General features: G+C 72.5%; 21 protein-coding genes. 16 read left to right on the forward strand and 5 right to left on the reverse strand.

Going from position 1 to position 24,738, the window contains the following annotated elements; all coding sequences use genetic code 11:
* Window positions 1-5 precede the first annotated feature (5 nt).
* From polX to ABT158_RS24280, 4 genes are all read left to right on the forward strand, one after another.
* The gene (polX, locus tag ABT158_RS24265) at window positions 6-1,685 is read left to right on the forward strand and encodes a DNA polymerase/3'-5' exonuclease PolX (RefSeq protein WP_352356921.1); all 1,680 of its coding nucleotides are present in this window, start codon (window positions 6-8) and stop codon (window positions 1,683-1,685) included.
* Between the two features lie 1,017 nt (window positions 1,686-2,702).
* A complete protein-coding gene (locus tag ABT158_RS24270) occupies window positions 2,703-3,410 on the forward strand; it encodes a hypothetical protein (RefSeq protein ID WP_352356922.1) in 708 nt (235 codons plus the stop codon).
* Between the two features lie 172 nt (window positions 3,411-3,582).
* Window positions 3,583-4,656, forward strand: coding sequence for a sulfite oxidase (locus ABT158_RS24275; RefSeq protein WP_352356924.1), 1,074 nt, complete (start codon window positions 3,583-3,585; stop codon window positions 4,654-4,656).
* A gap of 190 nt (window positions 4,657-4,846) precedes the next feature.
* Window positions 4,847-6,328 (forward strand): WS/DGAT/MGAT family O-acyltransferase, encoded by a 1,482-nt coding sequence (locus tag ABT158_RS24280; protein WP_352356926.1) that lies wholly within the window; start codon window positions 4,847-4,849, stop codon window positions 6,326-6,328.
* Here the strand turns inward: ABT158_RS24280 and ABT158_RS24285 are convergent.
* Entirely contained in the window at window positions 6,266-6,811 is a 546-nt protein-coding gene (locus ABT158_RS24285) for a TetR/AcrR family transcriptional regulator (protein WP_352356928.1), read from the reverse strand. The genes ABT158_RS24280 and ABT158_RS24285 overlap by 63 nt on opposite strands.
* A gap of 120 nt (window positions 6,812-6,931) precedes the next feature.
* Between ABT158_RS24285 and ABT158_RS24290 the strand changes: the two genes are divergently transcribed.
* The 3 genes from ABT158_RS24290 to ABT158_RS24300 all read left to right on the forward strand — a co-directional run bounded on the left by ABT158_RS24290 (window position 6,932) and on the right by ABT158_RS24300 (window position 10,017).
* Window positions 6,932-7,504, forward strand: a complete 573-nt coding sequence (locus ABT158_RS24290; protein WP_352356930.1) for a TetR/AcrR family transcriptional regulator — start codon at window positions 6,932-6,934, stop codon at window positions 7,502-7,504.
* The gene (locus ABT158_RS24295) at window positions 7,504-9,009 is read left to right on the forward strand and encodes an MFS transporter (protein WP_352356932.1); all 1,506 of its coding nucleotides are present in this window, start codon (window positions 7,504-7,506) and stop codon (window positions 9,007-9,009) included. The genes ABT158_RS24290 and ABT158_RS24295 overlap by 1 nt, the downstream gene beginning before the upstream one ends.
* A 78-nt stretch (window positions 9,010-9,087) precedes the next feature.
* Window positions 9,088-10,017 carry an aldo/keto reductase gene (locus tag ABT158_RS24300; RefSeq protein ID WP_352356934.1) on the forward strand — a complete coding sequence of 310 codons (930 nt, stop codon included), beginning with the start codon at window positions 9,088-9,090 and terminating at the stop codon, window positions 10,015-10,017.
* Window positions 10,018-10,057: 40 nt separating this feature from the next.
* Here the strand turns inward: ABT158_RS24300 and ABT158_RS24305 are convergent, their stop codons facing one another.
* Complete coding sequence (locus ABT158_RS24305) at window positions 10,058-11,080, reverse strand: polyprenyl synthetase family protein (protein ID WP_352356936.1); 1,023 nt, start codon at window positions 11,078-11,080, stop codon at window positions 10,058-10,060.
* A gap of 122 nt (window positions 11,081-11,202) precedes the next feature.
* Here ABT158_RS24305 and ABT158_RS24310 point away from each other — a divergent pair, with 122 nt between their 5' ends.
* From ABT158_RS24310 to ABT158_RS24340, 7 genes are all read left to right on the forward strand, one after another.
* Window positions 11,203-12,525, forward strand: a complete 1,323-nt coding sequence (locus ABT158_RS24310) for a cytochrome P450 (protein ID WP_352356938.1) — start codon at window positions 11,203-11,205, stop codon at window positions 12,523-12,525.
* Complete coding sequence (locus ABT158_RS24315) at window positions 12,522-13,349, forward strand: terpene synthase family protein (RefSeq protein WP_352356940.1); 828 nt, start codon at window positions 12,522-12,524, stop codon at window positions 13,347-13,349. Before ABT158_RS24310 ends, ABT158_RS24315 begins: the two co-directional genes overlap by 4 nt.
* A complete protein-coding gene (locus ABT158_RS24320) occupies window positions 13,346-14,860 on the forward strand; it encodes a prenyltransferase/squalene oxidase repeat-containing protein (RefSeq protein WP_352356942.1) in 1,515 nt (504 codons plus the stop codon). The genes ABT158_RS24315 and ABT158_RS24320 overlap by 4 nt, the downstream gene beginning before the upstream one ends.
* A 187-nt stretch (window positions 14,861-15,047) precedes the next feature.
* Window positions 15,048-17,339 (forward strand): sensor histidine kinase, encoded by a 2,292-nt coding sequence (locus ABT158_RS24325; protein ID WP_352356944.1) that lies wholly within the window; start codon window positions 15,048-15,050, stop codon window positions 17,337-17,339.
* A 34-nt stretch (window positions 17,340-17,373) separates the two neighbouring features.
* Window positions 17,374-17,793 carry a roadblock/LC7 domain-containing protein gene (locus ABT158_RS24330; RefSeq protein ID WP_352356946.1) on the forward strand — a complete coding sequence of 140 codons (420 nt, stop codon included), beginning with the start codon at window positions 17,374-17,376 and terminating at the stop codon, window positions 17,791-17,793.
* The gene (locus ABT158_RS24335; protein WP_352356948.1) at window positions 17,790-18,167 is read left to right on the forward strand and encodes a DUF742 domain-containing protein; all 378 of its coding nucleotides are present in this window, start codon (window positions 17,790-17,792) and stop codon (window positions 18,165-18,167) included. The genes ABT158_RS24330 and ABT158_RS24335 overlap by 4 nt, the downstream gene beginning before the upstream one ends.
* Window positions 18,148-18,735, forward strand: coding sequence for a GTP-binding protein (locus tag ABT158_RS24340; protein ID WP_352356950.1), 588 nt, complete (start codon window positions 18,148-18,150; stop codon window positions 18,733-18,735). Before ABT158_RS24335 ends, ABT158_RS24340 begins: the two co-directional genes overlap by 20 nt.
* A gap of 157 nt (window positions 18,736-18,892) precedes the next feature.
* Here the strand turns inward: ABT158_RS24340 and ABT158_RS24345 are convergent, their stop codons facing one another.
* The 3 genes from ABT158_RS24345 to ABT158_RS24355 form a co-directional block, all read right to left on the reverse strand.
* Window positions 18,893-20,533, reverse strand: a complete 1,641-nt coding sequence (locus ABT158_RS24345) for a monocarboxylic acid transporter (RefSeq protein ID WP_502911563.1) — start codon at window positions 20,531-20,533, stop codon at window positions 18,893-18,895.
* The gene (locus ABT158_RS24350; RefSeq protein ID WP_352356952.1) at window positions 20,530-20,859 is read right to left on the reverse strand and encodes a DUF485 domain-containing protein; all 330 of its coding nucleotides are present in this window, start codon (window positions 20,857-20,859) and stop codon (window positions 20,530-20,532) included. Before ABT158_RS24350 ends, ABT158_RS24345 begins: the two co-directional genes overlap by 4 nt.
* Window positions 20,860-21,024: 165 nt before the next feature.
* Entirely contained in the window at window positions 21,025-22,203 is a 1,179-nt protein-coding gene (locus tag ABT158_RS24355; RefSeq protein ID WP_352356954.1) for a trans-sulfuration enzyme family protein, read from the reverse strand.
* Between the two features lie 11 nt (window positions 22,204-22,214).
* Between ABT158_RS24355 and ABT158_RS24360 the strand changes: the two genes are divergently transcribed.
* Together ABT158_RS24360 and ABT158_RS24365 are read left to right on the forward strand one after the other, a co-directional pair.
* On the forward strand, window positions 22,215-23,207 hold the full coding sequence (locus tag ABT158_RS24360) for a LacI family DNA-binding transcriptional regulator (protein ID WP_352356956.1): 993 nt from the start codon (window positions 22,215-22,217) through the stop codon (window positions 23,205-23,207).
* Window positions 23,208-23,280: 73 nt separating this feature from the next.
* Window positions 23,281-24,711 carry a hypothetical protein gene (locus ABT158_RS24365; protein WP_352356958.1) on the forward strand — a complete coding sequence of 477 codons (1,431 nt, stop codon included), beginning with the start codon at window positions 23,281-23,283 and terminating at the stop codon, window positions 24,709-24,711.
* Window positions 24,712-24,738: the final 27 nt, after the last annotated feature.

Consider the following 24,738-nt stretch of genomic DNA (forward strand, 5'->3'; position numbering starts at 1 on the left):
GGGGCATGCGGGCTAATGAGGAGGCGGCGGCGGCGCTGCAGGAATACGCGGAGCTGTTCGCGCTGAGCGGCGGCGACGCCTTCCGGGTGCGGAGCTACCAGAAGGCGGCCAAGGCGATCGCCGGGTTCCCCGAGGACATCTCGGAGGTCGACGTGCGCGGCGTCCCCGGCGTCGGGGAGGCCATCGCCAAGAAGATGGAGGAGTTCCTCCAGCGCGGCAGCTTCCGGCAGCTCGACGACCTGCGGGGCCGCGTGCCCGAGGGCGTGCGGCGGCTCACCCGGGTGCCCACGCTCGGCCCCAAGACGGCCATCATGCTGTTCGAGGACTACGGCATCGACTCCACGGTGGCGCTGGCCGAGGCCATCACCTCCGGCCGGCTCGACGGCGTCAAGGGCCTCGGCCCCAAGACCCTGGCCAACCTGCTCAAGGGCATCGAGCAGCTTGAGCAGGCGGGCCGCCGGGTGCACATCGGCGTCGCCATGGCGCTGGCCGAGCAGGTCATCGGCTCGCTCAAGACCGAGCGGGTGGCGTACGCGGGGTCGCTGCGGCGGATGAAGGACACGATCGGCGACATCGACATCCTGGCGGTGGCGCCAGAGTCGATCATGGCCGACTTCCGCGCGCAGCCCTACGTCGCCGACGTGATCGCCGCGGGCGAGAAGAAGACGTCGATCCGCACGACCTCCGGCGTCCAGGTCGACCTGCGCCTGATCCCGGCCGGGTCGTGGGGCGCGGCGATGCAGTACTTCACCGGCTCCAAGGAGCACAACGTGGCCATCAGGGAGATGGCGGTGAAGAAGGGCTGGAAGCTGTCGGAGTACGGGCTGTTCGAGGGCGAGCGGGTGATCGCCGCCGAGTCCGAGGAGGACATCTACGAGGCGCTCGGCATGCAGTTCGTGCCGCCGCCCATGCGGGAGGACGGCGGCGAGGTCAAGGCGGCGCTGCGCGGCGAGCTGCCGGTGCCGGTGGAGCTGGCCGACCTCAAGGGCGACCTGCACACCCACACCGACCTCACCGACGGCATCGCCTCCCTGGAGGACATGGTGGCCGCCGGCGCCGCGCGCGGCTACTCCTACTACGCGGTCACCGACCACGCGCCCGACCTGGCCATGCAGCGCATGACCCTGGACAAGGCGCTGGAGCAGCGCGGGCGGGTGGCCGAGCTGCAGAAGAAGTATCCGCGCATGCGCATCCTGCACGGGTCGGAGCTCAACATCGCGCCCGACGGGTCGGTCGACTGGCCGGGCGAGGTGCTGCGCGAGTTCGACGTGTGCGTGGCCTCCGTCCACTCGCACTTCGGCATGTCGCGGGAGGAGATGACCCGCCGGTTCATCACGGCCTGCGAGAACCCGTACGTCGACATCATCGGCCACCCGACCACCCGGAAGATCGGCAAGCGGCCGCCGGTCGACGCCGACTGGGACGCCGTCTTCCGGGCGGCCGCCCGTACGGGCACCGCGATGGAGATCGACTCCTACCCCGACCGCTCCGACCTGCCGGCCGACCTGGTGCGGCTGGCCAAGCACCACGGGGTGAAGTTCTCCATCGACAGCGACTCGCACGCGATCCCCCACCTGGCCCACCAGCGGTTCGGGGTCGGGATCGCGCAGCGGGCCTGGCTGACGGGCGACGACGTCATCAACACCTGGCCCCTCGACCGCCTCCTCGCCTTCCTCGGCCGGTAACCCTCCGCCCGGGTCGAGGCGGGCGGCCGGGCACGTCCAGCGCCGGGATGCCCAGTCGGGTAGGGCTCGCCATGGCCGGTGGGGGGGGCGCGGCCTGCCTCGGGGCTCGGAGTGGGCGCCGCCCTGCTTGGCGCGCGGACTGCGCGGGCCGAGGCGCCGGTCGGGCGCGGCCCGCACCCAGCGCGGGCCGCACCCGAGCCTCGACGGGGGCATCCGCCGCAGATGGTCGCGGCCCTTCTCGCAGGAGTGGGCGTCCACCAGGATTCCTGCTCTCAAATCCGGACTTAACACCACAAATAGGGACATTTGCCGTAACCTTGAGGCGGCACCGCTCCTGGAAGTGCGGGCCGACGCACACACCCGCAGCACCCTGCGAGCAGCACGCAGAGGACCCCTCCCACGGACGGCGGCGCCCAAAGCCCCCGTGCACGGCGAAGGCACGGCTCCAACACGGAGGGCGCACACAGAACCTTTCCGGCACGCGCCGCACGCACGACCCTCCGGCGTCGTACGGACAGCCCCGCCCGCAGACGGCACACGCACAGCCCCCTCCGGACGACGTCCGCACCACTTCCCTACAGGCTGCGTACACAGGGGCCCCTCCAACCCCGGCGTACGCAGCGCCCTTCAGCAGCGTGCACATCGGCGCCTCCGGCGTAGGCCCTCTCCGGCGGGTGGCGTGCCAGGGTCTGCCCGGTGGCGTGCGCAGCACTCGCCCGGGGGCGGGCGTCGGGGCACCTCTGGTGGCGGCAGGCGTCACGGCACATCCGGCGTGGCGGGCGTCAGGGCGTGCCCGGTGGCGGCGGGTGTCAGGGCACGTCCGGTGGTGGCGGGGTGCGCGTCGTTCCTCCTGCTTCGCTAGCTTGGACGGCGATGGAGGACAACCAGCCCCCGCGCCCCGCAGCCCCGGACCCGGCCTCTGCGCCCCGCCCCGCCGACTCCGCCGGGCCGCCCTCCGCCCCAGCCACTCCCGCCGCACCCGTCGCGGGCGCCCGAACGGGACGCCGGAGACGGCGGGTGTGGAAGGTTGTCGTCGTCGCGCTGGCCGGGCTGGTGTTCGCCGGCGTCGGCGGGGTCGCCCTGGCCTATCCCTCGCTCGCCGCCACCACCTGCCCCGGCTGCTACGGCCTGACCGAGCTGAGCCCAGGTGTGCACGTCGAGGACGGCCTGACCCCCGCCCAGCGCGAGCGCGTCGGCGAGGTGGCCGACCAGGCCGCCCGCCGGGTCACCGAGTTCTACGGCGGCCGCCGCAGCTCCCCCGGCCTCCTGGCCTGCCTGACCGAGGCGTGCTACCGGCGCATCGGCGGCGGCCAGGAGCGCGGCGTCGCGGTGCTCAACCGGTCGGTCATGCTCTCGCCGCGCGGCCTCGACCCGGTGATCGCCTCCCACGAGCTGTCCCACGTCGAGCTGCACGCCAGGCTCGTCTCCTCCGCCGAGGTGCCGCAGTGGTTCGACGAGGGGCTGGCGGTGGTGGTCTCGGGCGACCCGCGCTACCTGGCCCCGGAGTCCGCGCCGGACCGCTGCCTGGTGGCGCCGTCCGGGCCGCTGCCGGTGACGCTGGAGGAGTGGCTGCGCACGGCGAGCGCCGACCCCGCCACGTACGCCAGGTCGGCCTGCCGGGTGAGCCGCTGGCTGGGCGAGAACGGCGGCCGTGCCGGGCTGCTCGGCCTGGTGACCAGGCTCAACGCCGGCGAGCCCTTCTCCGCCCTCGTCCGGACGCGCTGACGAACCACCCCGAAAGGCACGGTTGCCGCACCCGTGCCGCTGGGTAGGTCTTCGTACGGCTGGAACGGTCCCAGGATCGGGACAGCATTCGGCAAGCACGCGCACGCGGAGACAGCGCGAGGAGATTAAATGGTTTCCAGGTAGGAAATACGTCTTGCGAGAGGTGGCTCCCATGAAGCAAGTCGCGGCGACGATCGTCAAACCGCTGCCCGACCACCTGTTCCGGGTCCACGACGGGAACGCGGAGATGCGGTGGGAGGCGATGTCCGGGGTCGGCTACCACACGCCGAACGACCGCTTCTTCGTCAGGAACCACACCTCCACCCCGCTGATCGACGCCGCCGGCTGGCAGCTCCACCTGCACGGCGCCGGGCTGCGCGGGCCGCGCGCCTTCACCTACGACGAGCTGCTGTCGATGCCCTCGCGCACCCACGACGTGGCCATCGAGTGCGCCGGCAACGGCCGCGCGTTCTACGGCACCCAGCAGGGCGACCCCGCGCCCGGCACGCAGTGGGGCCTCGGGGCCGTCGGCGTGGCGAGGTGGCGCGGCGTGCCGCTGCGCCACCTGCTCGCCGAGGCCGGCCTGCGCCCCGAGGCCGTGGACGTGCTGCCCACCGGCCTCGACGCGCCCTTCGAGGATTACGGCCACGTCCGCCGCCCGCTGCCGGTCGCCAAGGCGGTGCGCGACGTGCTCGTGGCGTACGAGATGAACGGCCGGCCGCTGCCGCCCGACCACGGGTTCCCGGTGCGGCTGGTGGTGCCGGGATGGGTGGGGATCGCCTCCATCAAGTGGCTGGGGGACATCGAGGTCTCGACCAGCAAGATGTTCACGCCGTGGAACACCGTCTTCTACCGGGACGTCGCGGCGCAGCCCGTCAAGAGCGCCTTCGAGCTGCCCTGGGACGCCCGGCTGCCGATCCGCGGCCCGCACGCCTGGCGCGGCCGTCCGGGGCCGCACGTGCTGCGCGGCCGGTCGTGGTCGGGGCACGGGCGGATCGTCGCGGTCGAGGTCAGCTTCGACGGCGGGCAGTCCTGGCACCCGGCCGAGCATCATGGCCCGCACCTGGTCGGGGCGTGGTTGCCGTGGCACGTCCAGTGGGCGCCGAAGCACACCGGGCCCGCCGTGCTGATGGCCAGGGCCACCGACGAGACCGGCGCCACCCAGCCGCTGCGCACGCCCAGGCACCCCTTCGGCTACTCCTTCGACGCGGTCGTGCGGCATCCGGTGCAGGTGGTCAACGGATAGATAAGTGTCACGAACACGGCTGAGCTGGCCGTTCATCAGAAAGTGGTTCAGAGGTGTGCATTTCATCTGAAAGACTCTCGCGGAAACGTTACGGAAATGACACCGTGCGAGGCTTTCGCACAAGACGAAGCGTCCGTCGAAGCAGACGCCGAAGAACCCCGTGAAGAACGCGACGAGGAAGGGAGAGCAGATGCGCCAGCTGACCCCGTTGGACGCCCAGTTCCTCCATGTCGAGTCCGAGACCACTGCGGCGCACGTCGCCGGGCTGGCGGTCCTCGACCCGGCCGGCGGCGCGGTGGACCGGGACGCGCTGGCCGAGCTGCTGCTGGACCGCGTCCATCTCTCCCCCGCGCTCAGCCTGCGCCTGGTCGAGGTGCCGTTCGGGCTCGACCGTCCCTACTGGTGCGCCGACCCGGACTTCGACCTGGCCAACCACCTGTTCGAGACGACGCTGCCGGCGCCCGGCGACGACGCCGCGCTGGCCGGGGCGGTGGCCGCGATCCACGAGCGCCGGCTCGACCGGTCGCGTCCGCTGTGGGAGATGCACCTGATCAAGGGGCTGGCGGGCGGCCGGGTCGCGGTCTACACGAAGGTGCACCACGCGGCCATCGACGGCGTGTCGGGCGCGGAGACCCTGGCGACCCTGCTCGACCTGACGCCGGAGGGCGTGCGCGAGCCCGGGCCGCGCCCGGCGCCGCCCCGGCAGGATCCGCCGGGCCTGGTGGAGATGCTGGCCGGGGCCGCCGTGCGCTCGCTCACCCATCCGGTGCGCGCCGCCCGCTCGGTGGTCAGGGCCGCGGGCGACCTCGACGCGATCCCGCTGGCCGGCGCGCTGCCCGGCGCGCAGGCGATCGCCAGGGCCGCCCGGCTGATGACCGGCGACCAGAAGCAGCGCCCCGAGCTGCCGGGGCTGACCGCGCCGCGCACGCCGTTCAACGGGCCGATCAGTGCGCGGCGGGAGCTGTCGTTCGGGTCGGTGCCGCTGAAGGAGGTCAAGAAGGTCGCCAAGGCCAACGGCATCAGCGTCAACGACGTGGTGATGGCGCTGTGCGCCTCGGCGCTGCGGTCGTGGCTGGACGAACGGGACGCGCTGCCCGCCGAGCCGCTGGTGGTGGCCGTGCCGGTGTCGGTGCGCACGGGCGGGGCCACGGACGTGGTCGGGAACCAGATCTCGGCCATGGTGGCGCCGATGCCGACGAACGTCCCCGACGCCGGGGAACGGCTGCGGGCGGTCGGCGAGACCATGAGCAGGGCCAAGCGGCGCTTCGCCGTCGCGCCGGCGAGCTGGCTCGGCGAGCTGTGCTCGCTGCTGCCCGCGCCGGTCACCAGCCTGGCCACCCCGGCGATCTTCCGGCTGGCCGGGACGGCGTTCCCGCCGATCAACCTGATCATCAGCAACGTGCCCGGCCCGCAGTTCCCGCTCTACATGTGCGGCGGCCGGGTGCTGGCCTACTACCCGCTGTCGGTGCTGACCGACCTGTCCGGCGGCGTGAACATCACCTGCTTCTCCTACGACGGCATGCTCGACTTCGGCATCGTGGCCTGCCCCGAGCGCGTGGACGACGTGTGGGGCCTGCTCGGCCACCTGCGCGACGCCCTCGACGAGCTGCTAGCCGAGGGCGTGGGCGATGAGTTCGGCGACGGCGTCGGGGTCGATCTGGTGACCGGTTAGCTGGCAGAGGTTCTCCTGGTAGAGCAGCACGGCGGCGAACGTCGCCGCGGCCACCTCCAGGCGGGCCGCGTCGCCGCGGGTGCCGGGCAGCGCCAGCTCCAGGGCGAACCTGGCCCTGCTGATCAGCTCGCCGTTGAGCCGGCCGAGCCGTTCCTTGACCGAGCCGTGCGTGTCGGCCTCGCGGAACAGGATGCGCCGCATCGCGGGTGAGGCCCGCAGCGGCAGCCCGCGCGCCAGCCGGGCCAGCGTGCCGGCCGGGTCGCCGGGCACGGCGTCGACCTCCCGGCTCTCCTCGACCAGCGTGCGCTCGTCGACGAGGGCGACGAGCACGTCGATCTTCCGCGGGAAGTAGTGGAAGATCAGCCCTTTGGGGACTCTCGCGAGCCTGGCGATCACCGCGGTCGGAGTGGCTTCGTAGCCGCTGCCCGCGAACAGTTCCTCGGCCGCGTCCAGGATGCGCGTGCGCGCGTCACCGATCGACACAGCTCGCACCCTAGCGCCACCTGCGGCTTCATCGCCATCCCGCCGGGGCGAGAGCCTGCTGCCCTTCCACCGCCATGTAGGATTGAGACGTAAATGTCTCATATTTGACGGAGTTGTCTCATGGTGGTGAGCCGGGAGCAGATCATGACCGCGGCCATCCAGCACCTCAACGAGCACCCGACCGCCTCGATGGCCCAGCTCGCCGAGGCGGTGGGGATCAGCAGGGCCACGCTCCACCGGCAGTTCAGCAGCCGGGAGGAGCTGATGACGGCGCTCGGCCACCGCGCGCACGACCGGTGGCACGACCTCCAGGTGCGCGCGGACGTGCCGGCCGCCGCCGCCTCCGACGACCCGGGCGTGCTCCGCCGGACCCTGGAGCTCCTGCTGGAGGGGTGGATCGAGGTGGCCGACGAGTACGGGTTCGGCCTCACCGACTACGCGATGGCCGTGCACCCGGAGCTGCTGCGCCGTGCCGAGGAGCTGGAGGAGCACGAGATCGCGCTCTTCGCCGCCGCCCAGCGGGCCGGCCTGCTGCGCGCCGACCTGCCGCCCCGCTGGATCAGCAACACGGTCTACGGCCTGCTCGTGGCCGTCCGGGAGAGCCTGCGCCGCGGCGACGTCGCCCGCCGGGACGTCGCCAGGCTGCTGCGGGAGACGTTCCTGGCCGGCGCGGGCGCCGGGGGGTGGTCGTGATGACGGTCACCGGCCTGTCGGCGCGCCGGCGGTGGGCGGGCCTGGCCGTGCTGTCGGCCAGCGTGCTGCTCGTGGTCATGGACATGACCGTGCTGAACGTCGCCCTGCCCGCGATCACCGAGGACCTGCGGCCGACCTCGGTCGAGCTGCTGTGGATGGTCGACGCGTACTCGCTGGTGCTGTCCGGGCTGCTGGTCACGGCGAGCGCGCTCGGCGACCGGTGGGGGCGCAAGCGCATGCTGCTGGCCGGGTTCACCGTGTTCGGGGCGGCCTCGACGGCGGTGCTGCTGGCCGACTCGGCCGCCGAGGTGATCGCCGTACGGGCGCTGCTCGGCGTGGGCGGTGCGATGATCATGCCGTCCACGCTGTCGATGATCCGGAACCTGTTCACCGATCCGGGCGAGCGGGCCAGGGCGCTCGGCGTCTGGTCGGCGATGGCGGCGATGGGCGCGGCGCTCGGCCCGATCCTGGGCGGGTTCCTGCTGGAGCACTTCTCCTGGCAGTCGGCGTTCCTGGTGAACGTGCCCGTCATGGCGGCGGCCGTCATCGCCGGGCTGCTCCTGCTGCCCGAGACGCGCAACCCCAGGCCGGGCCGGTGGGACGCGCCGGCGACCGTGCTGTCGATGGCGGGCATGGCCGCGCTGCTGTACGCGGTCAAGACGTTCGGCAAGGACGGCCTGACCTCGCCGGCCGCCCTGGCCGCCACCGTCGTCGCGGCGGTCGCGCTGGGCTGGTTCGTGGTGCGGTGCGCGCGCCGGCCCGATCCGCTGCTGGAGATCAGGCTGTTCCGCAGCGCGCCGTTCTCGGCGGGCGTGGTGACGGCGCTGACCACGTCGATCGCGATGGCCGCCGTGCTGCTGCTGCTCGCGCAGTGGATGCAGCTCGTCCAGGGGTACGCGCCGCTGGAGACCGGCGTGCGGCTGCTGCCGGCCGCGCTGGCCGCGCTGATCGCCTCGCCGCTCGCGCCGGTGCTGGCCGAACGCGTCGGCGCCCGGGCGGTGCTGACGGGCGGGCTCGCGGTGACGGGGCTGGGGTTCCTGCTGGTGTGCCTGGCGCCGGAGCCGCTGGGCTACTGGCCGGTCGCCGTCGCGCTGGCGCTGATCGGCGCGGGCAACGGCGCGCTGGCCATCGCCTCCGCGGTGATCATGGCCGGTTCGCCGCCGGAGAAGTCGGGCAGCGCGGCGGCCATCGAGGAGACCAGCTACGAGGTGGGCGCGGCGCTCGGCGTGGCCGTGCTGGGCAGCGTGGCCGCCGCGGTCTACCGGAACGCGCTGGACTACGCGGGCCCCGGCGCGGGCGCGGCGCGCGAGTCGCTGGGCGGGGCGCTCGACGTGGCCGCCGAGCTCGGGGCGCAGGGGGCGCGGCTGGTGGAGACGGCCAGGGCGGCCTTCACCGACTCGCTGGCGCTGACCTCGGGGGCGGGGGCGGCGCTGATGCTGGCCGGCGCGCTGGTGGTCTGGCTGCTCACCCCGCGCGCCCTCGACCTGGCCTCCGTGGAGCACTGACCGCGCGTCTCCCAGCAGGCACGGACATGACCGGGGCGCCGTCCGTGCCTGCTGGCGGGGGGCGCGGATAATGGCCGCATGAGATCAATAGGCACGACGGACCTGTCCGTTTTCCCGATATCGCTCGGCACCAACGTCTTCGGCTGGACCGCGGACAAGGAGACCTCGTTCGCGATCCTCGACGCCTACGTCGAGGGCGGCGGCAACTTCATCGACACGGCCGACGTCTACCCCCACTGGGTGACCGGCGAGTCCACGTCCGAGCTGATCATCGGCGAGTGGATGGCCGACCGCGGCAACCGGGACTCGGTGGTCGTGGCCACCAAGGTCGGCATGCTGGAGGGGCTCGAAGGGCTGGCCCCGGCCACCATCCGGACGGCCGTCGAGGACTCGCTGCGCCGCCTGCGCACCGACTACATCGACCTGTACTGGGCGCACGTGGACGACCGCGACACGCCCCTGGTGGAGTCGCTGGCCGCCTTCGACGCCCTGGTCAAGGAGGGCAAGGTGCGCCAGATCGGCGCGTCCAACTACGGGCCGGCCCGGCTGGCCGAGGCCCTGCGGATCTCCCGGGACGAGGGGCTGGCCGCGTACGGGGCGCTGCAGCAGCCGTACAACCTGGTCGACCGGGGGTACGAGGGCGAGCTGCGGGACGTGGTGGCCGCGGCCGGCCTGTCGAGCACGCCGTACTTCGGGCTGGCCCGCGGGTTCCTGACCGGCAAGTACCAGCCGGGCGTCACGGTCGACAGCCCGCGGGCCGGGAAGGCGGCCGAGTACCTGGACACCGAGCACGGGCGCAGGACGCTCGAAGGGCTGCTGAAGGTGGCGGCCGAGCGCGGCGCCGAGCCCGCCTCCGTGGCGCTGGCCTGGCTGGCCGCCCAGCCCACGGTCACCGCGCCGATCGCCAGCGCGCGCGACCCCCGCCAGCTCAAGCCGCTGCTGGCGGCGGCGGAGCTGGAGCTGAGCGAGGAGGAGCTGGCCCTCCTCGACGAGGCCTCCCGCCCCTGACACCACGAACCAGGGTGGCAGGCGGCCCCGGGCCGGCAGGTCAGTGCGCGCGGCCGGCCAGGGAGAGGCAGAGCTCCTTGAGCTGGGCGGCGGCCGGCAGGCATTCGTCCAGCACGTCCAGCGCCGCGGTCAGGTGCCGGGCGGCCAGCCTGTCGGCGGCGTCCCGGCCGCCCGCCTCCTCGATCAGGCAGGCGGTCAGGGTCAGGGCCGCGTCGTCGGTCTCGCCGGCGGCGAGCGCGTCGGCCAGGCGGCCGGCGGCGGGCTTCCCCGAGCCCAGCGCGGCCAGGATCGGGACGGTTTTCTTGCGCGATCGCAGGTCACTGTGCACCGGCTTGCCGGTGACCTGCGGATCCCCCCAGATCCCCAGCACGTCGTCGGCGATCTGGAAGGCCACGCCGAGCTCCACCCCCATGGCCCACATGCGCTCGGACAGCTCGGGCCGGCCCCCAAGCGCGACCCCCGCCGCGGCGGCCGCCGCCAGCAGCGCGCCGGTCTTGCCCGCCGCCATCTCGGTGTACTCGGCCATGCTCACCTCCCCGGGCCCGCTCCAGGGACGGCTCTCGAACGCCATGTCGGCCGTCTGGCCCTGGACCAGCTCGACGAGGGCTCGCGACAGGTAGCCCATCGCCTCCGGGCGGTCGGCGAGCCGGGCCACGGCCAGGGCCAGCAGCGCATCCCCGGCCAGGAGGGCCGGCCCCACCCCGTACGCCTTCCACAGGGCGTCCCGGTGCCTGCGTCTTTCGTCCTGGTCGATGATGTCGTCGTGCACGAGGGAGAAGGCGTGCACGAGCTCGACCGCGACGGCCCCCGGCAGCGCGGACTCGGCGGTGCCGCCGGCGGCCTCGGCGCTGAGAAGGGCGATGGCCGGTCGCACGCTCTTGCCGCCCGCACCCTCGTACGGGCGCCCCTCGGCGTCCGACCAGCCCAGGGTGTAGGAGACCATGTCGGCTCCCCGCGGGTGGAGGCGGGAGACGGCGGCGCGCATGGCGGGCTCCACCAGGCGGCGGCAGCGCGCGATCACGTCGGTGTCCGGCAGGGACGGTCCGGTGCGGCTGAGGTTCACAAGATGTTCCCGTCAAACTTCGATCTTGAATGTCTATGCACGGTCATGTGATACTCCAGCCTGAGTTTAACTTTCGTCATTAAATGTCCGTTATGTAAGACGGGCGCAGAGGAGACACGCCCGTGGCGGACAATGCCACTGCCACCAGAACTGTCCCTTTCCTCGGCAGGCTCAGCAGACACCACCGCATCCCGGTACACGCGCTGGAAGAGGCCGGCGCCGAGGCCGGCGGCCGGGTCGTACGGCTCAACATGGGCCCCTTCCGTCCCTACCTCGTCACCCACCCCGACCACGTCGAGCACGTGCTCACGGTCCGCCAGGCCAACTACGTGCGCGCGGGCATGTTCTGGGACCCGCTCGCGCCCCTGCTCGGCGAGAGCATCCTGTCCGACGGCGAGAACTGGGCCGACAGCCGCCGGATCCTCCAGCCGCTGTTCACCGCCCGGCGCGTCAACGCCATGGCGGAGAACATGGCCCGGATCATGGACGAGCTGATCGAGACGACCGTCGTCCCCGGACGGCCGTTCGACGTGACCGAAGGCATGGGCGCCCTGGTTCACCCGGTGATCGTGCGGCTGTTCTTCGGGGCGAAGATCTCCATGGCGGACATCGACCGGCTGGCGCCGGCCTATGACGTCGCCGTCACCGCCAAGGCGCTGCGCCTGGTGCTGCCGTTCGTGCCGCACCGGGTGCCGCTGCCGGGCGACCGGGCGTTCAGGCGAGCGATCAAGACCATCGACGAGGTCGTCTACGGCTGCATCGCGCGGGCCCGCCACGAGGAAGGCGACGACGTGATCTCGCGCCTGGTCAGAACGAGGGCGGACGACGGCGGCGACCGGCGCATCAGGGACGACCTCGTCGCCATGCACGGCGCCTCCACCGAGACCACCACCACCGCGATGTCCTGGGTCTGGCCGACGCTCCAGGCGCATCCGGAGATCGCCGCGAAGGTGTACGAAGAGGTGGACCGCGTGGTGGGCGACGAGCCAGTCGGCATCGCCCACCTGCCGCACCTGCGGTACCTGAAGATGTTCGTCAGCGAGCTGCTGCGGCTCTACCCCCCCGGCTGGCTCCTGCCCCGCAGGACCGTCGAGGCCGACGTGGTCGGCGGGGTCGGCGTCGAGGCCGGCTCCACGATGATCCTCAGCCCCTACCTGACGCACCGGCTGCCGGAGTTCTGGGACCGCCCCGCCACGTTCGACCCCGGACGCTTCGCCCCCGGCGGGGACGCCCGGCGGCACCGCTACGCCTACTGGCCCTTCGCCGCCGGGCCGCACGTGTGCCTGGGACAGCACCTGTTCGCGTTGAAGGCGCCGCTGCTCATCGCCGGCATCCTGCGCAGGTACCGCCCCCACGTGCACCTCGACCGGCCGATCGTGCCGCGCCTGGCCTCCACGCTGCGCCCGCCGCACGGATTGACCATGACACTGGAGAAGCGACGGTGAACCCCTTCGACATCGGCCGCGCCTGCGCCCTGGCCGTGGCCGGCGGGCGGGAACTGGCCGGGCACGCCGCGCGCTTCGGTGACCTGTTCCCCGCCGGCGCCTTCGACGCCGGGCTGCACCTGTCCCTGGGCCTCGCCGGCGCCTTCGGCTCGCCCTTGGCGACCGCCGCCGAGCTGCAGGCCGTCAACCGGGCCTCGCTGCTGGTGTTCGCGGTGGACCGGCTGATCGACCACGAGGCCGGCACGCGCGAGGAGGTCGCGGCGCTGATCGGCGACTGCCTGTCGGAGTCCCCCGCCGGGCCGGCCGGCGCGTTCGCCGCCGACCTGCGGGCGGAGCTGGACACCACGCCGGAGCTCGCGTCGGCCTGGCGTGACCAGCTCGCGCGCATGCTCGCGGCCATGGCCCGCGAATGGGAGTGGAGCCGCGCGGACGAGCCGCCCGCCGTCGAGGAGTACCTGGCCAACGCCGACAGCTGCGGCGCCTCCTTCGTGGCCGTCTCGCACTGGATCGCCACCGGCCAGGTGGGCGCGCCGGGTGACCTGGAGGTCCTGCGCCCGGCGGGCGAGGCGGTGCAGCGCTACCTGCGTCTGCTCAACGACCTGGCCACGCACCACCGGGAACGGGCGTACGGCGACTGCAACGCGTTCACCCTAGGCCTGACCCACGACGAGGTGACCGAGCGGATGGCCGTGCTGGCCCGCGAGGCGCACGCGCTGATCGAACCGCTGCGCGGCGACCATCCGCGCCCGGCCGACTACCTGGCATGGCAGATCGACTACAGCACAGGCTTCTACGGCCTGTCCGACTTCTGGGCGGCGACGTGAACCTCTCCGAACAGGCCTGTCTCCTGGTCAACGAGCTGATGGCCACGCCGTGGGGCCAGGTGTCGCCGTCGGTCTACGAGACCGGCCGCCTGGTCACGCTCGCCCCCGGCCTGGCCGGGCACCGGGAGCGGGTGGCATACCTGCTGGCGGAGCAGCACGGCGACGGCGCCTGGGGCGCGCCCGACGGCTACGGGCTGGTGCCCACGCTGAGCGCCACGGAGGCCCTGCTCACGGCGATCGCGCGCGGCGACGGCGACGACGGCCTCCTGCTCCCGGCCGCCAAGGCCGGGCTGGAGGCGTTGCGTCCCATGCTGGCCGCGGCGTCGGAGCCGCCGGACACGCCGGCCATCGACCTGATCGTCCCCGCCCTCGTCGAGCTGGTGAACCGCCACCGTCCGGAGGGCTCCCCGCTGCCGCTGCCCCCCACCATGGACACCACCCGGCTCACCCGGGTCAGGCGGCTGCTGGCGTCCGGCGCCGAGCCGCCGCAGAAGGTCCAGCACGTGCTGGAGGTCGTCGGGGCGACGGGGGCGATACGACCGGCGCCGATCGGCACCGTCGGCGCCTCGCCCGCGGCCACCGCCGCCTGGCTGTCGGCCCGGCCCGATCCCGAGGCCGCCGGCCCGGCCCTCTACCACCTGCGGGCCGTCGCCGGACGGTACGGCGGCCCGGTGCCGGTGGGGCTGCCGATCACCGTCTTCGAGCGGGCCTGGGTGCTGAGCTGGCTGCTCAGGGCTGGCGTCCCCGTGGACGTGCCGCCGGAGATGACGGCCGACCTGTGGGCCGCGATCGGGCCCGCGGGCACCCCAGCCGGGGCCGGTCTGCCCGCCGACGCCGACACCACCAGCGTCGCGCTCTACGCCCTGGCCCTGCTCGGGGTCCCGTACGAGCCCTCGTCGCTGGCGACGTTCGACACCGGCGCGCACTTCTGCACCTGGCAGGGGGAGGACGGCACGTCCGTCAGCGTCAACGCCCACGTGCTGGACGCGCTCGGCCAGTACGCGCGGGTCAGGCCGGCGGCCGGGGAGGCGTACCGGCCACGGATCGAGCGGGTGGCGAGGTGGCTGACCGAGCGGCAGCGGCCCGATGGGAGCTGGATCGACAGGTGGCACGCCTCCCCGTACTACGCCACGTTGAGCTGCATGCTGGCGCTCGGCGAGTTCGGCGGCGCCCGATACGCCGGGGCCGTGCGCAAGGGGCGGGAGTGGATCCTGTCCACGCAGCGAGCCGACGGATCCTGGGGCCGGTGGGCGGGCAGGCCGGAGGAGACGGCGTACGGGATGCAGGCCCTCCTGCTGGCCGGCCCCGAGCCGGATGAACGGTGCGCAGGGGCGGCGCGGCGCGGTTATGAGTACCTGAATCGGGCAGCCAATTTATCCGACTATCCTCCGTTGTGGCATGACAAGGAGCTTTACTCGCCGACAGCCATCGTGCGGGCAGCGGTCATCGCCGCTCAGCATGTCACGATATGTAGCACCGAAGGAAATTCCAGGTGCGAAAATAGGACATAATGCCCTTTATGGTGCCCTAGCGTGTTGAGGCAGTATTCCTGCGTTGCTAGGGTGATCCGAGTGCCGGATTCCTGGAGTGCCCCTTTCTACGCCTTGACATGGCCTGCTGACCCCGCGGTCTTTTCTTCCGGAGGGCTTCATGCGCTTCCGTAATGCCAGTGTCCGGGCCAAAGTCACGGCGCTTATCGTGTCGCTCACGCTGTTGTGGGTGTTCGCGGCCTGGGTCACGCTGCGGGAAGGCGTCAACCTGCTCGGGGCCGCGACGGTCGACGGCAGGATCGTCGAGCCGAGCGAGCCGCTGCTGGTGGAGCTCCAGCGCGAGCGCCGACTGACCGTCGCCCACCTCGGCACCGGATCCCGCGTCGTGGACAAGGGCATGCGCGACCAGCGAGCCAGGACCGACTCCCTGCGCGCCGAGTTCACCTCCATGGCCCAGGGCAACGTCGTCGACCTCGCCGCCGAAGACTCGCTCGTCCAGCGCATCGCCGCGGTCAACGCCGAGCTGGACAAGCTCGTGGCCGCGCGCAAGGCGATCGACGCCGGCAAGACGGAACCGTCCCGGGCGGCGCAGCAGTACAACACCACGATCGACGCGATGTACCGCATGTACGACTCCGTGGCCGCCTTCGACGACAAGGACATCGCCGCGGACGGCCGCGCGCTGTCGGACATGCACCGCTCCCGGGAGTTCCTGGCCCGCGAGGACTCGCTGCTGTCCGGGGTGTTCGCCAAGGGCGGGTTCACCGCCGACGACCACGCCGAGTTCCTCAGGATGTCGGCCGTCTTCCACTACACGCTGACCGACGCGCTGAACCGGCTGCCCTACGAGGACCGGGCCACCTTCGACGCCTGGCTGAAGAGCGAGCCCGTCGTCCGGCTGCAGACCATGGAGGCGCAGCTCATCCGGCACGAACCGGGAGCGGGTCCGCTTCCGGTGAGCGGCGAGAGCTGGCGCGTGGCGGCCGACGCGACGCTCTCCGGCATGCACGCGCAGGTGGTCGCGGGCGGTGACCGCCTGTTCGACCGGATCGTCCCCGTCGCGATCGGCGTCATCGTGCGGCTGCTCCTGGCCGGTGGCCTCGGCCTGATCGCCGTCATCGCCTCGATCGTGTTGTCCATCACCACGACCAGGCAGCTGCTCGCCCAGCTGCAGAAGCTGCGCGACGCCGCGCACGAGCTGTCCGACGACCGCCTGCCCGGCATCGTCGAGCGCATCGGCCACGGCGAGGTGGTGGACGTCGCCAAGGAGGCGCCCGCGCTGGAGTTCGGCGACGACGAGATCGGGCAGGTGGGCCAGGCGTTCAACACCGTGCAGCGCACGGCGATCAGCGTCGCGGCCGAGCAGGCCGAGCTGCGCCGCAGCATCCGTGACATCCTGCTCAGCCTCGCCCGCCGCACCCAGGGCCTGGTACACCGGCAGCTCACCGTCCTCGACGTGATGGAGCGCAGGGAGACCGACCCCGAGGAGCTGAAGGAGCTCTTCCGCCTGGACCACCTGGCCATCCGGATGCGGCGCAACGCCGAGAACCTGATCGTCCTGTCCGGTTCGTCGCCCGCCCGTACGTGGCGGCGGGCCGTCCCCATGGTGGACGTGGTGCGCGGCGCGCTGGCCGAGGTCGAGGACTACACCCGGGTGACGCTCATGCCGATGGGCGAGGTCGTGCTCGTCGGCCGGGCTGTCGGTGACGTCATCCACCTGCTGGCCGAGCTGATCGAGAACGCCGTGTCGTTCTCGCCGCCGTACACGAACGTGCAGGTCAGCGGGCAGCTCGTGGCCAACGGGTACGTCATCGAGATCGAGGACCGCGGGCTCGGCATGAAGCCCGAGGACCTCGACGCGGCCAACGAGCGCATCGCCGACCCGCCCGAGTTCCGCATCTCCGGCACCGCCCGGCTGGGGCTCTACGTGGTCAGCCAGCTCGCCCGGCGGCACGACATCCAGGTCGTGCTCAAGCCCTCCCCGTACGGGGGCACCACGGTCGTGGTGCTGCTGCCGCAGGAGCTCGTCGAGCTCGACCCGGCGCCGCGGCACCCGGAGGGCGACACCCGCCCGAGCCTGCCGCGCCGGACGAGCACCGGGACCACGCTGGCGACGGTCGCGCGGCCCGCCGAGAACGTCCGCACCCTGACCCCGCCGCGTCCCGCCCCCATGCCCGCCCCCTCCCAGCTCCACGCGGTGGCCACCCCCTCCCCAGCACCAGCACCCTCGCCTTCACCTGAACCAGAACCGCCCGCGGAACCGGAGCAGCAGCCTGTGGCCGAGTTCACGCCGTCCGGCCTGCCGTTCCGAGTCCCTCAGGCCAACCTGGCGCCAGCGCTGCGGGACGACACGCCGACGCAGCCCGACTTCGAGGAGGACGATGACGAGCGCTCGCCCGAGGAGATCCGCGCCATGATGGGATCCCTGCAGTCAGGCACCCGTCTTGGCCGCACCGAGGCGGCCAGGCTGATGGAAGAGCAGCCGGGAGGCGAGGCATGACCGCCGCGGCCCGGCTCCCGACGGGAGGCCCTACATGACGCCCACCGCGGGCACCGACCTCAACTGGCTGCTCGACGACCTGGTCGGCCGGATCAAGGAGGCCGAGCACGCCATCGTGCTGTCCTCCGACGGCCTGCTCATGGCCTCGTCCGCCGGTCTGCAGCGCACCGACGGGGAGCACCTGTCGGCCGTCGCCTCCGGCCTGCAGAGCCTGGCCAAGGGCGTCGCGGACCACATCGCCGCCGGCGCGGTGCGGCAGACGGTCGTGGAGTGGAAGTCGCAGTTCCTGATCGTGACCACCGCGGGCGAACGCGCCTGCCTGGCCGTGCTGTGCGCCCAGAACGCCGACATCGGGCTGGTGGCGTACGAGATGGCGATGCTGGTGGCGCGGGTCGGCCAGTACCTGACCTCCGGCGCGCGCAACGCCGAGGCCGCCGCCAGGAGCGACCGGTGAGCACCACGGAGGAGTCCACGGACGAACACTGGATCGATCCGGAGATCATCCGGCCCTACGTCGTCACGCGCGGGCGGACCCAGCCCGCGCACGGCAAGTTCGACCTCATCTCCATGGCGCTGGCGGTGGGTCCGCCGCCGGGGCCCGACGCCGGGCTGGACCCCGAACACCTGCGCATTCTCCAGCTCTGCCGTGAACCCAAGTCCGTCGCCGAGATAGCCGCGCACCTCAACCTGCCGGCCGGCACGATCCGCGTGCTGCTCGGCGACCTGTTCGACCGCGAACTCGTCTCTGCCCAGGAACCGCAATCCGAGGTGGACATGCATGACATGAAGATGTACAGGGCGGTGCTCGATGGCCTTCGCTCGCTCTGAGCGCCCGCGCCTCCCGACGGCGATCAAGATCCTGATCGCCGGAGGGTTCGGTGCGGGCAAGACGACGATGGTCGGAGCCGTGTCCGAGACCCGGCCGTTGCGCACCGAGGAGGTGCTGACCGACCGCAGCGTGGGCGTCGACGACCTGACGTCCGTGGAGGCCAAGCGCACCACCACGGTGGCCATGGATTTCGGGCGCATCACCCTGGGCACCGACTACGTCCTGTACCTGTTCGGCACCCCCGGGCAGGAACGCTTCTGGTTCGTGTGGGACGAGCTGGCCGAGGGCTCCCTGGGGGCCGTCATCCTGGCCGACACCCGCCGCCTGGCCGACTGCTTCCCCTCGGTCGACTACTTCGAGCGGCGCGGGACGCCGTTCGTGGTGGCGGTGAACTGCTTCGAGGGGTCGCCGACGTTCGAGCTGGACGAGGTGCGGCTGGCGCTGCAGCTCAACCCGTCGATCCCGATCGTGATGTGCGACGCGCGGAAGCGGGACTCCAGCCGCGAGGTGCTGATCACCCTGGTCAAGCACTCGGCCCGGCTGCGCGCGGAGCCGGTCGGAAGCTGAACGGAAGCTGAGCGGGCGCCGGCGGGCCCGTCCGTCCCTCGTGGGCGGGCGGGCCCGCCGGGCTCGTGCAGGGCGTCCCCCGGCGGGGTGCGGCTGGTCCCGCACGCGGACGGGGCCCGGCCGGTGACCGGCCGGGCCCCGTCGGGGAGAGCGCGGGTCAGTGCTCGGTGGCCTTCTCGGCGCCGACGCCGGTCAGCGAGCGCACCTCGATCTCGGCGTACTTGGCGGCGTTGTACTCCTTGCTGAGGATCGTGCCCAGCCAGCCGAACAGGAAGCCGAGCGGGATGGAGACGATGCCCGGGTTGCTCAGCGGGAACCAGTGGAAGTCCACGCCGTGGATCAGCGCGGTCACCGCGGTGCCCGCGGGCGGCGGCGGGGCCGAGACCACCGGCGAGAAGATCACCAGGATCAGGGCCGAGCCGAGGCCGCCGTAGATGGCCGCGACCGCGCCCGCCGTGTTGAACCTCTTCCAGAACAGGCTGTAGAGGATCGCCGGCAGGTTGCCCGAGGCCGCGATGGCGAAGGCCAGGGCGACCAGGAACGCCACGTTCTGGCCCTGGGCGAGGATGCCGAGGCCGATCGCTATGGCGCCGATGACCAGCGCCGAGACGCGGGCCACCACGACCTCCTGCCGCTCGCTGGCGCCGCCGCGCTTGAAGACGTGCGCGTACAGGTCGTGGGCGAAGCTGGAGGAGGAGGCCAGGGTCAGGCCGGCGACGACGGCCAGGATCGTGGCGAAGGCCACGGCGCCGATGAGCGCGAGCAGGATCGTGCCGCCGACGTCGCCGAAGATCTGGGCGCCGATCCGCTCGGCGAGCAGCGGGGCGGCGGTGTTGGCCGCCTTGTCGGCCTTGAGGATGTCGGTCTTGCCGACGATGGCCGCCGCGCCGAAGCCGAGCACCAGGGTCAGCAGGTAGAACACGCCGATGATGCCGATGCCCCACAGGACCGACTTGCGGGCGTCCTTGGCGGTGGGGACGGTGTAGAAGCGGATGAGGATGTGCGGCAGGCCCGCCGTGCCGAGCACCAGCGCGAGGCCGAGGCTGATCAGGTCGATCTTGCCCGCGAGCCCCTGGGCGTCGGTGCCGTACTTCAGGCCGGGGATGAGGAAGTTGCCGGGGTTGGCCTTCGGGCCGCTGGTGGCGGCGGCCTGGCCGAGCAGGGACGACAGGTTGAAGCCGTACTTGCCCAGCACCAGCAGCGTCACCAGCGCGGCGCCGGTCATCAGCAGCACGGCCTTGACGATCTGGACCCAGGTGGTGCCCTTCATGCCGCCGAACACCACGTAGACGATCATCAGCGCGCCGACGCCGATGATCGTCCAGATCTTGCCGGCCTCGCTGGTGATGCCGAGCAGCAGGCCGACCAGCGCGCCCGCGCCGACCATCTGGGCCAGCAGGTAGAAGATGCTGACCACGATCGTGGACACGCCCGCCGCCGTGCGCACCGGGCGCGGGCTCATCCGGAACGCCAGCACGTCGGCCATGGTGAACTTGCCGGAGTTCCGCATCAGCTCGGCCACCAGCAGCAACGCCACCAGCCAGGCGACCAGGAACCCGATGGAGTACAGGAACCCGTCGTAGCCGGAGACGGCGATGATGCCGGCGATGCCGAGGAAGGAGGCGGCCGACATGTAGTCGCCGCCGATCGCCAGGCCGTTCTGGACGCCGCTGAAGGAGCGGCCGCCCGCGTAGTAGTCGGCGGCCGTCTTGGTCTGGCGGCTGGCCCAGAACGTGATGGCCAGGGTGCCGGCGACGAAGGTGAGGAAGAGGATCATCCCCAGGGTCGTGGAACTCACTGCGTCTTCTCCTCGACCTCGTGACGGAGCTTGTCGGCGATCGGGTCGAGCTTCCTCTCGGCGTGCCGCGCGTACGCCCACGCGATGAGGAACGTCGAGACGAACTGCAGCAACCCGAAGATCAGCCCGACGTTGATGTCGCCGAACAACTTGATGCCCATGAAGCCGCGGGCCCAGCCGGACAGCACCACGTACAGCAGGTACCACACCAGGAAGGCCACCGTCATGGGGAAGGTCCAGCGGCGGAAACGCCGCTTCAACTCCTGGAACTCACTGCTCTCCTGAACCTGTTCATAGACGGACGCGTCATGTTCTTGGGTCGTCACGAGACCTCCACTGTGATGCGGATCACGCTCAACGTAAGAGCGCAACCTACCCGTCGTGGAGAGCCGTGGGGGTGCTGTTCGGCGAGCCGCTCGCGTACCGCGATTAGTTGGGGATGGCCTGCGGTGAAAGGTCTGTTCGGCGCGATGAGCGGTCGGGTATTCCGTTCACCCCGATATCGGACGCGGCGGGCCGGGCAGGGCGCTCAGCGCCTGATCGAGGTCCTCGACGAGGGTCGCGGCGGGCTCCAGGCCGATCGACAGGCGGGCCAGGCCGACGGGGATGCCCATGGTGGCCCGTACGCTCTCCTCGATGGTCAGGGCGGGGGCGTTGACCAGGCTCTCGAAGCCTCCCCAGGACACCCCGATCCTGAAATGTCGCAATTTATCGAGGAAAAGTGCGGCCTGTTGGCGATCGTCCGTGGCGAGTTCGATGCTGAACAGGCTGGAGAAGCCGGACATCTGCCGCAACGCGGTCGCATGGCCCGGATGCGAGGGCAACCCCGGATGGTTCACCGCCCGTACGGCGGGATGCCCCTCCAGGAACGCCGCCACCGCGAGCCCCCGCTCCTGGTGGGCGGCCATGCGCACGGGCAGCGTGCGCAGCCCCTTGATCACCTTGGCCGCGTCGTGCGGCGACATGGCCGCGCCGTAGAGCTGGTACTCCGTCAGCGCCAGCGGCCGGATCAGCCGGGCCGGCCCGACCACCACGCCGCCGACCAGGTCGCTGTGCCCGCCGACGTACTTGGAGAGCGAGTGCACGACCAGGTCCACGCCCAGCGTCAGCGGCTTCTGGAACAGCGGCGTGGACCACGTGTTGTCCATCACCGTGACGAGCCCGCGCCCGCGCGCCCAGGCCGCCACCTCGGCGATGTCCACGATCGCGTACGCCATGTAGGAGGGCGACTCGAAGTAGAGTAGGCGGGTACTCGCCCTGATAGCGCTGTCACATCCCGCGAGGTCGTCGACGTGCGTATGCGTGACGCCGTACTTCTCCAGGTAGCGCAGGAACTGCGTGGTCGGCCCGTACACCGCGCCGAGCACCAGCACGTGGTCGCCGGCGGAGACGAGCGAGGAGATCGTCGCCGAGATGGCGCCCATCCCCGAGCCGAAGCACTTGGCCCGCTCACCGCGCTCCAGCGCGGCCAGCTTGCGCTGCGCCACGTCGACGGTCGGGTTGGTGCCGCGGCCGTAGACGTACCGCTCGTCCTCGTCCCGGATCGCGGCTCCCAGCTCGGCCGCCGTCCCGAAGGTGAACAACGAGTTCTCGAACACCGGCGGGTTCACCGCGCCCAGCGTCCACGGCTCGTCCTCGCCCATCCGGCCGCAGATCCATTCATCCTCCATGGGGGCAGACTATGACAACGCGTAAGCCCACCATGGCGGACGTCGCCCGGCACGCGGGCGTCAGCCTGAAGACGGTGTCCCGCGTGGTCAACCAGGAGCCGCACGTCCGGGCCTCGCTGCAGCAGCGGGTGCACGACTCGATCAGCGCGCTCGGCTTCCGCCGCAACGAGGCCGCCGCCCGGCTGGCCCGCGGTGCCACCATGCTCACGCTCGGCCTGGTGATGGAGAACATCTCCAACGAGTTCTACGCCCGCCTCGCCGCCGCGGTGGAGGCGGCGGCGGCCGAGCACGAGGCGCTGGTGGTGTTCGGTTCGTACGAGGAGCGTCCGGACAAGGAGCGCATGCTGATCGAGTCGATGCACGCGCGGGGCGTGGACGCGCTGATCGTCGTGCCCTCGCCGGCCGACCACTCCTGGCTGGCCGAGCACGGCGGCCCGCGCACGGTCTTCGTCGACCGTGTGCCGCGCGGGCTCGACCGGGCCGACGTGGTCATGCTCGACGACGAGCGCGGCGGCCGGACGGCGACCGCGCACCTGCTCGCCCACGGGCACCGCCGCATCGCGCTGATCTCCGACGACGACGGGCTGAGCTCGGTGCACGACCGGGCCCGCGGCTACCGCGCGGCGCTGCGCGAGGCGGGGGCGGCGGCCGACGAGGCGCTGGTGGTGCGGGGGGTGTTCGATCCGGGGCGGGTGTCGTACGAGGTGGGGCGGCTGCTCGACCTGCCCGACCCGCCGACGGCGTTCTTCGCGACGAACAACCGGGCGGCGATCGGCGTGCTGGAGGCGTTGCGGGAGCGTCCCGAGCGGGCGGCGTACGTGGGGTTCGACGACTTCGCGCTGGCCGGCCTGTTCAGCCCGGGGGTGACGGTGGTGCGGTACGACATCGGCCTGCTGGCGCGCGGCGCGGTGGAGCTGCTGCTGGATCCCGTCCGCGAGCCGCGGCGGATCACGGTTCCCGTGGAGCTGGTCGTCCGGGGGTCCGGGGAGGTGCGGCCTGCCTGACCTTCCGGTCAAACCTCCCCCAAGTCCCCTTATGTCGGAGCCTGATGGGATACGGGAGGGGTAATCGCAGGTCATGGCCGAGAGCAGCCCGTACCGCGATGACTGTACGCCCGAGGAGCAGGCGCTCGGCTCCGGCGCGTCGGCGCCCGCCCGTCCGAGCCCTGAGGTGTGCCTGGAGATCTCCGAGATGCGGGTGGAGGAAGCCGGGCCGGAGGGCCGGGCCCCGGGCGCCCGGCACGACGGCGCGCAGGCGCGGGCGACGCTGCGGGTGCGGCTGGACGACGTGGCGCACCTCGTCGACCACCTCCTGAACGCCGCCCCCCACCTCCTGGACCGCCTCCCCTCGACCACCGCCGCTCCCCCGCCCCGCACGGCCCGCCACGCCTTCCCCGCCACCCCGCACTCCACGCCCGCCCCCTCCACCCTGTCCTCGGGGAAGACCGCTTATGAGACGCCCGCCTCGGCGGGAGGCCGGTCGGAGGAGGGCGGCGGGGTGCGGCGGGGGTGGCCGAGGGGCGGCGCCCCCTCCTGGCTGCCGGAGCGGAAGCACGCGGGCGACCTGGGAGCCGCCACCGGACGGACCATCCACCACGCGGCCCCCGTCGAGGAGGCGGCCCCGCACACCGCCCCGGGACACGAGGTGCTCGACGTCGAGACCCACGCCGGCACGGCCGCCAGACCCATGACCGAACAGGCCGCCCGGCACAGCGACGCCTCCCACCCGACGCCCCCGACCAGACCGTACTTCGCCCCCGACGAGGGCACCCTCCCGGACGAGCCCCCCACCGCAGGCGCCACCCCGCGTGCGCCCTCCCGTCAGGCCCAGGACGTCATGCCGTCGCCTGCGGGCAGTCCTTCTCGTGCGGCCCGGCCGGGCGGCCGGGACCCGGGGCCCGGCCGTTCCAGGACCGCGCCCACCGGCGTCGGTCACCGCCCGGGGCTGGACCCTCCGCCGCAGGAGCCGTCCCACCCCGGCCTCGCCCACCGGATACCGTCCCAGCCCGGTCCTCGGTCGCAGGCGCCCGCCCAGCCCGCCCACGCGCCGCAAGCGTCAGCCCAGCAGCAGCCCGGCCGGCCCGCGACCCACCCCGGCAGCACGCCGCAGGAGTGGACCCGTCCGCACGTCTCACCCCAGGGGACGGCCCAGCCGCGCCCAGGCCGAGCCCCGGCCGACACCGAGCCAGACGGGTCGGCCCGTCCGGACGTCCCGCGGCAAGGGGCGGGTCAGCCCTGGTGCGGCCGAAGCACGTCCCCGCGCGCCGCCGGCCCGTACCGCCCCGGCCTGGACCCACCACCCCAGAGCGAACAGCCCCACGACCAGGGCGGCATCCCGCGTCCCACGGGAAGCGACCGGGGAAGCCCAGCCTCGTCGAGGGCAGCGGGCAGCGCGGGGGCCCCGGGCGGCGCTGGGGTGGGGGCCGGAGATGTGGCGCACAACGAGGGCGCCAGTGGGAACGGGGTGGCGTCGGAGCGCTTGGGAGGCGTCGCCGCGGGCTGGTCGTGAGCCGGGAAGGTCTCGTCGCCGGAGAAG

It is taken from the genome of Nonomuraea sp. NPDC001636, from assembly GCF_040298265.1.
Taxonomy (GTDB): domain Bacteria; phylum Actinomycetota; class Actinomycetes; order Streptosporangiales; family Streptosporangiaceae; genus Nonomuraea.

Coding starts and splice junctions, on each gene's coding strand:
- polX (WP_352356921.1), top strand. CDS start 6: ATGCGGGCTAATGAGGAGGCGGCGGCGGCGCTGCAGGAATACGCGGAG.
- ABT158_RS24275 (WP_352356924.1), top strand. CDS start 3,583: ATGAAGCAAGTCGCGGCGACGATCGTCAAACCGCTGCCCGACCACCTG.
- ABT158_RS24280 (WP_352356926.1), top strand. CDS start 4,847: ATGCGCCAGCTGACCCCGTTGGACGCCCAGTTCCTCCATGTCGAGTCC.
- ABT158_RS24290 (WP_352356930.1), top strand. CDS start 6,932: ATGGTGGTGAGCCGGGAGCAGATCATGACCGCGGCCATCCAGCACCTC.
- ABT158_RS24295 (WP_352356932.1), top strand. CDS start 7,504: ATGACGGTCACCGGCCTGTCGGCGCGCCGGCGGTGGGCGGGCCTGGCC.
- ABT158_RS24300 (WP_352356934.1), top strand. CDS start 9,088: ATGAGATCAATAGGCACGACGGACCTGTCCGTTTTCCCGATATCGCTC.
- ABT158_RS24330 (WP_352356946.1), top strand. CDS start 17,374: ATGACGCCCACCGCGGGCACCGACCTCAACTGGCTGCTCGACGACCTG.
- ABT158_RS24340 (WP_352356950.1), top strand. CDS start 18,148: ATGGCCTTCGCTCGCTCTGAGCGCCCGCGCCTCCCGACGGCGATCAAG.
- ABT158_RS24355 (WP_352356954.1), bottom strand. CDS start 22,203: ATGGAGGATGAATGGATCTGCGGCCGGATGGGCGAGGACGAGCCGTGG.
- ABT158_RS24360 (WP_352356956.1), top strand. CDS start 22,215: ATGACAACGCGTAAGCCCACCATGGCGGACGTCGCCCGGCACGCGGGC.
- ABT158_RS24365 (WP_352356958.1), top strand. CDS start 23,281: ATGGCCGAGAGCAGCCCGTACCGCGATGACTGTACGCCCGAGGAGCAG.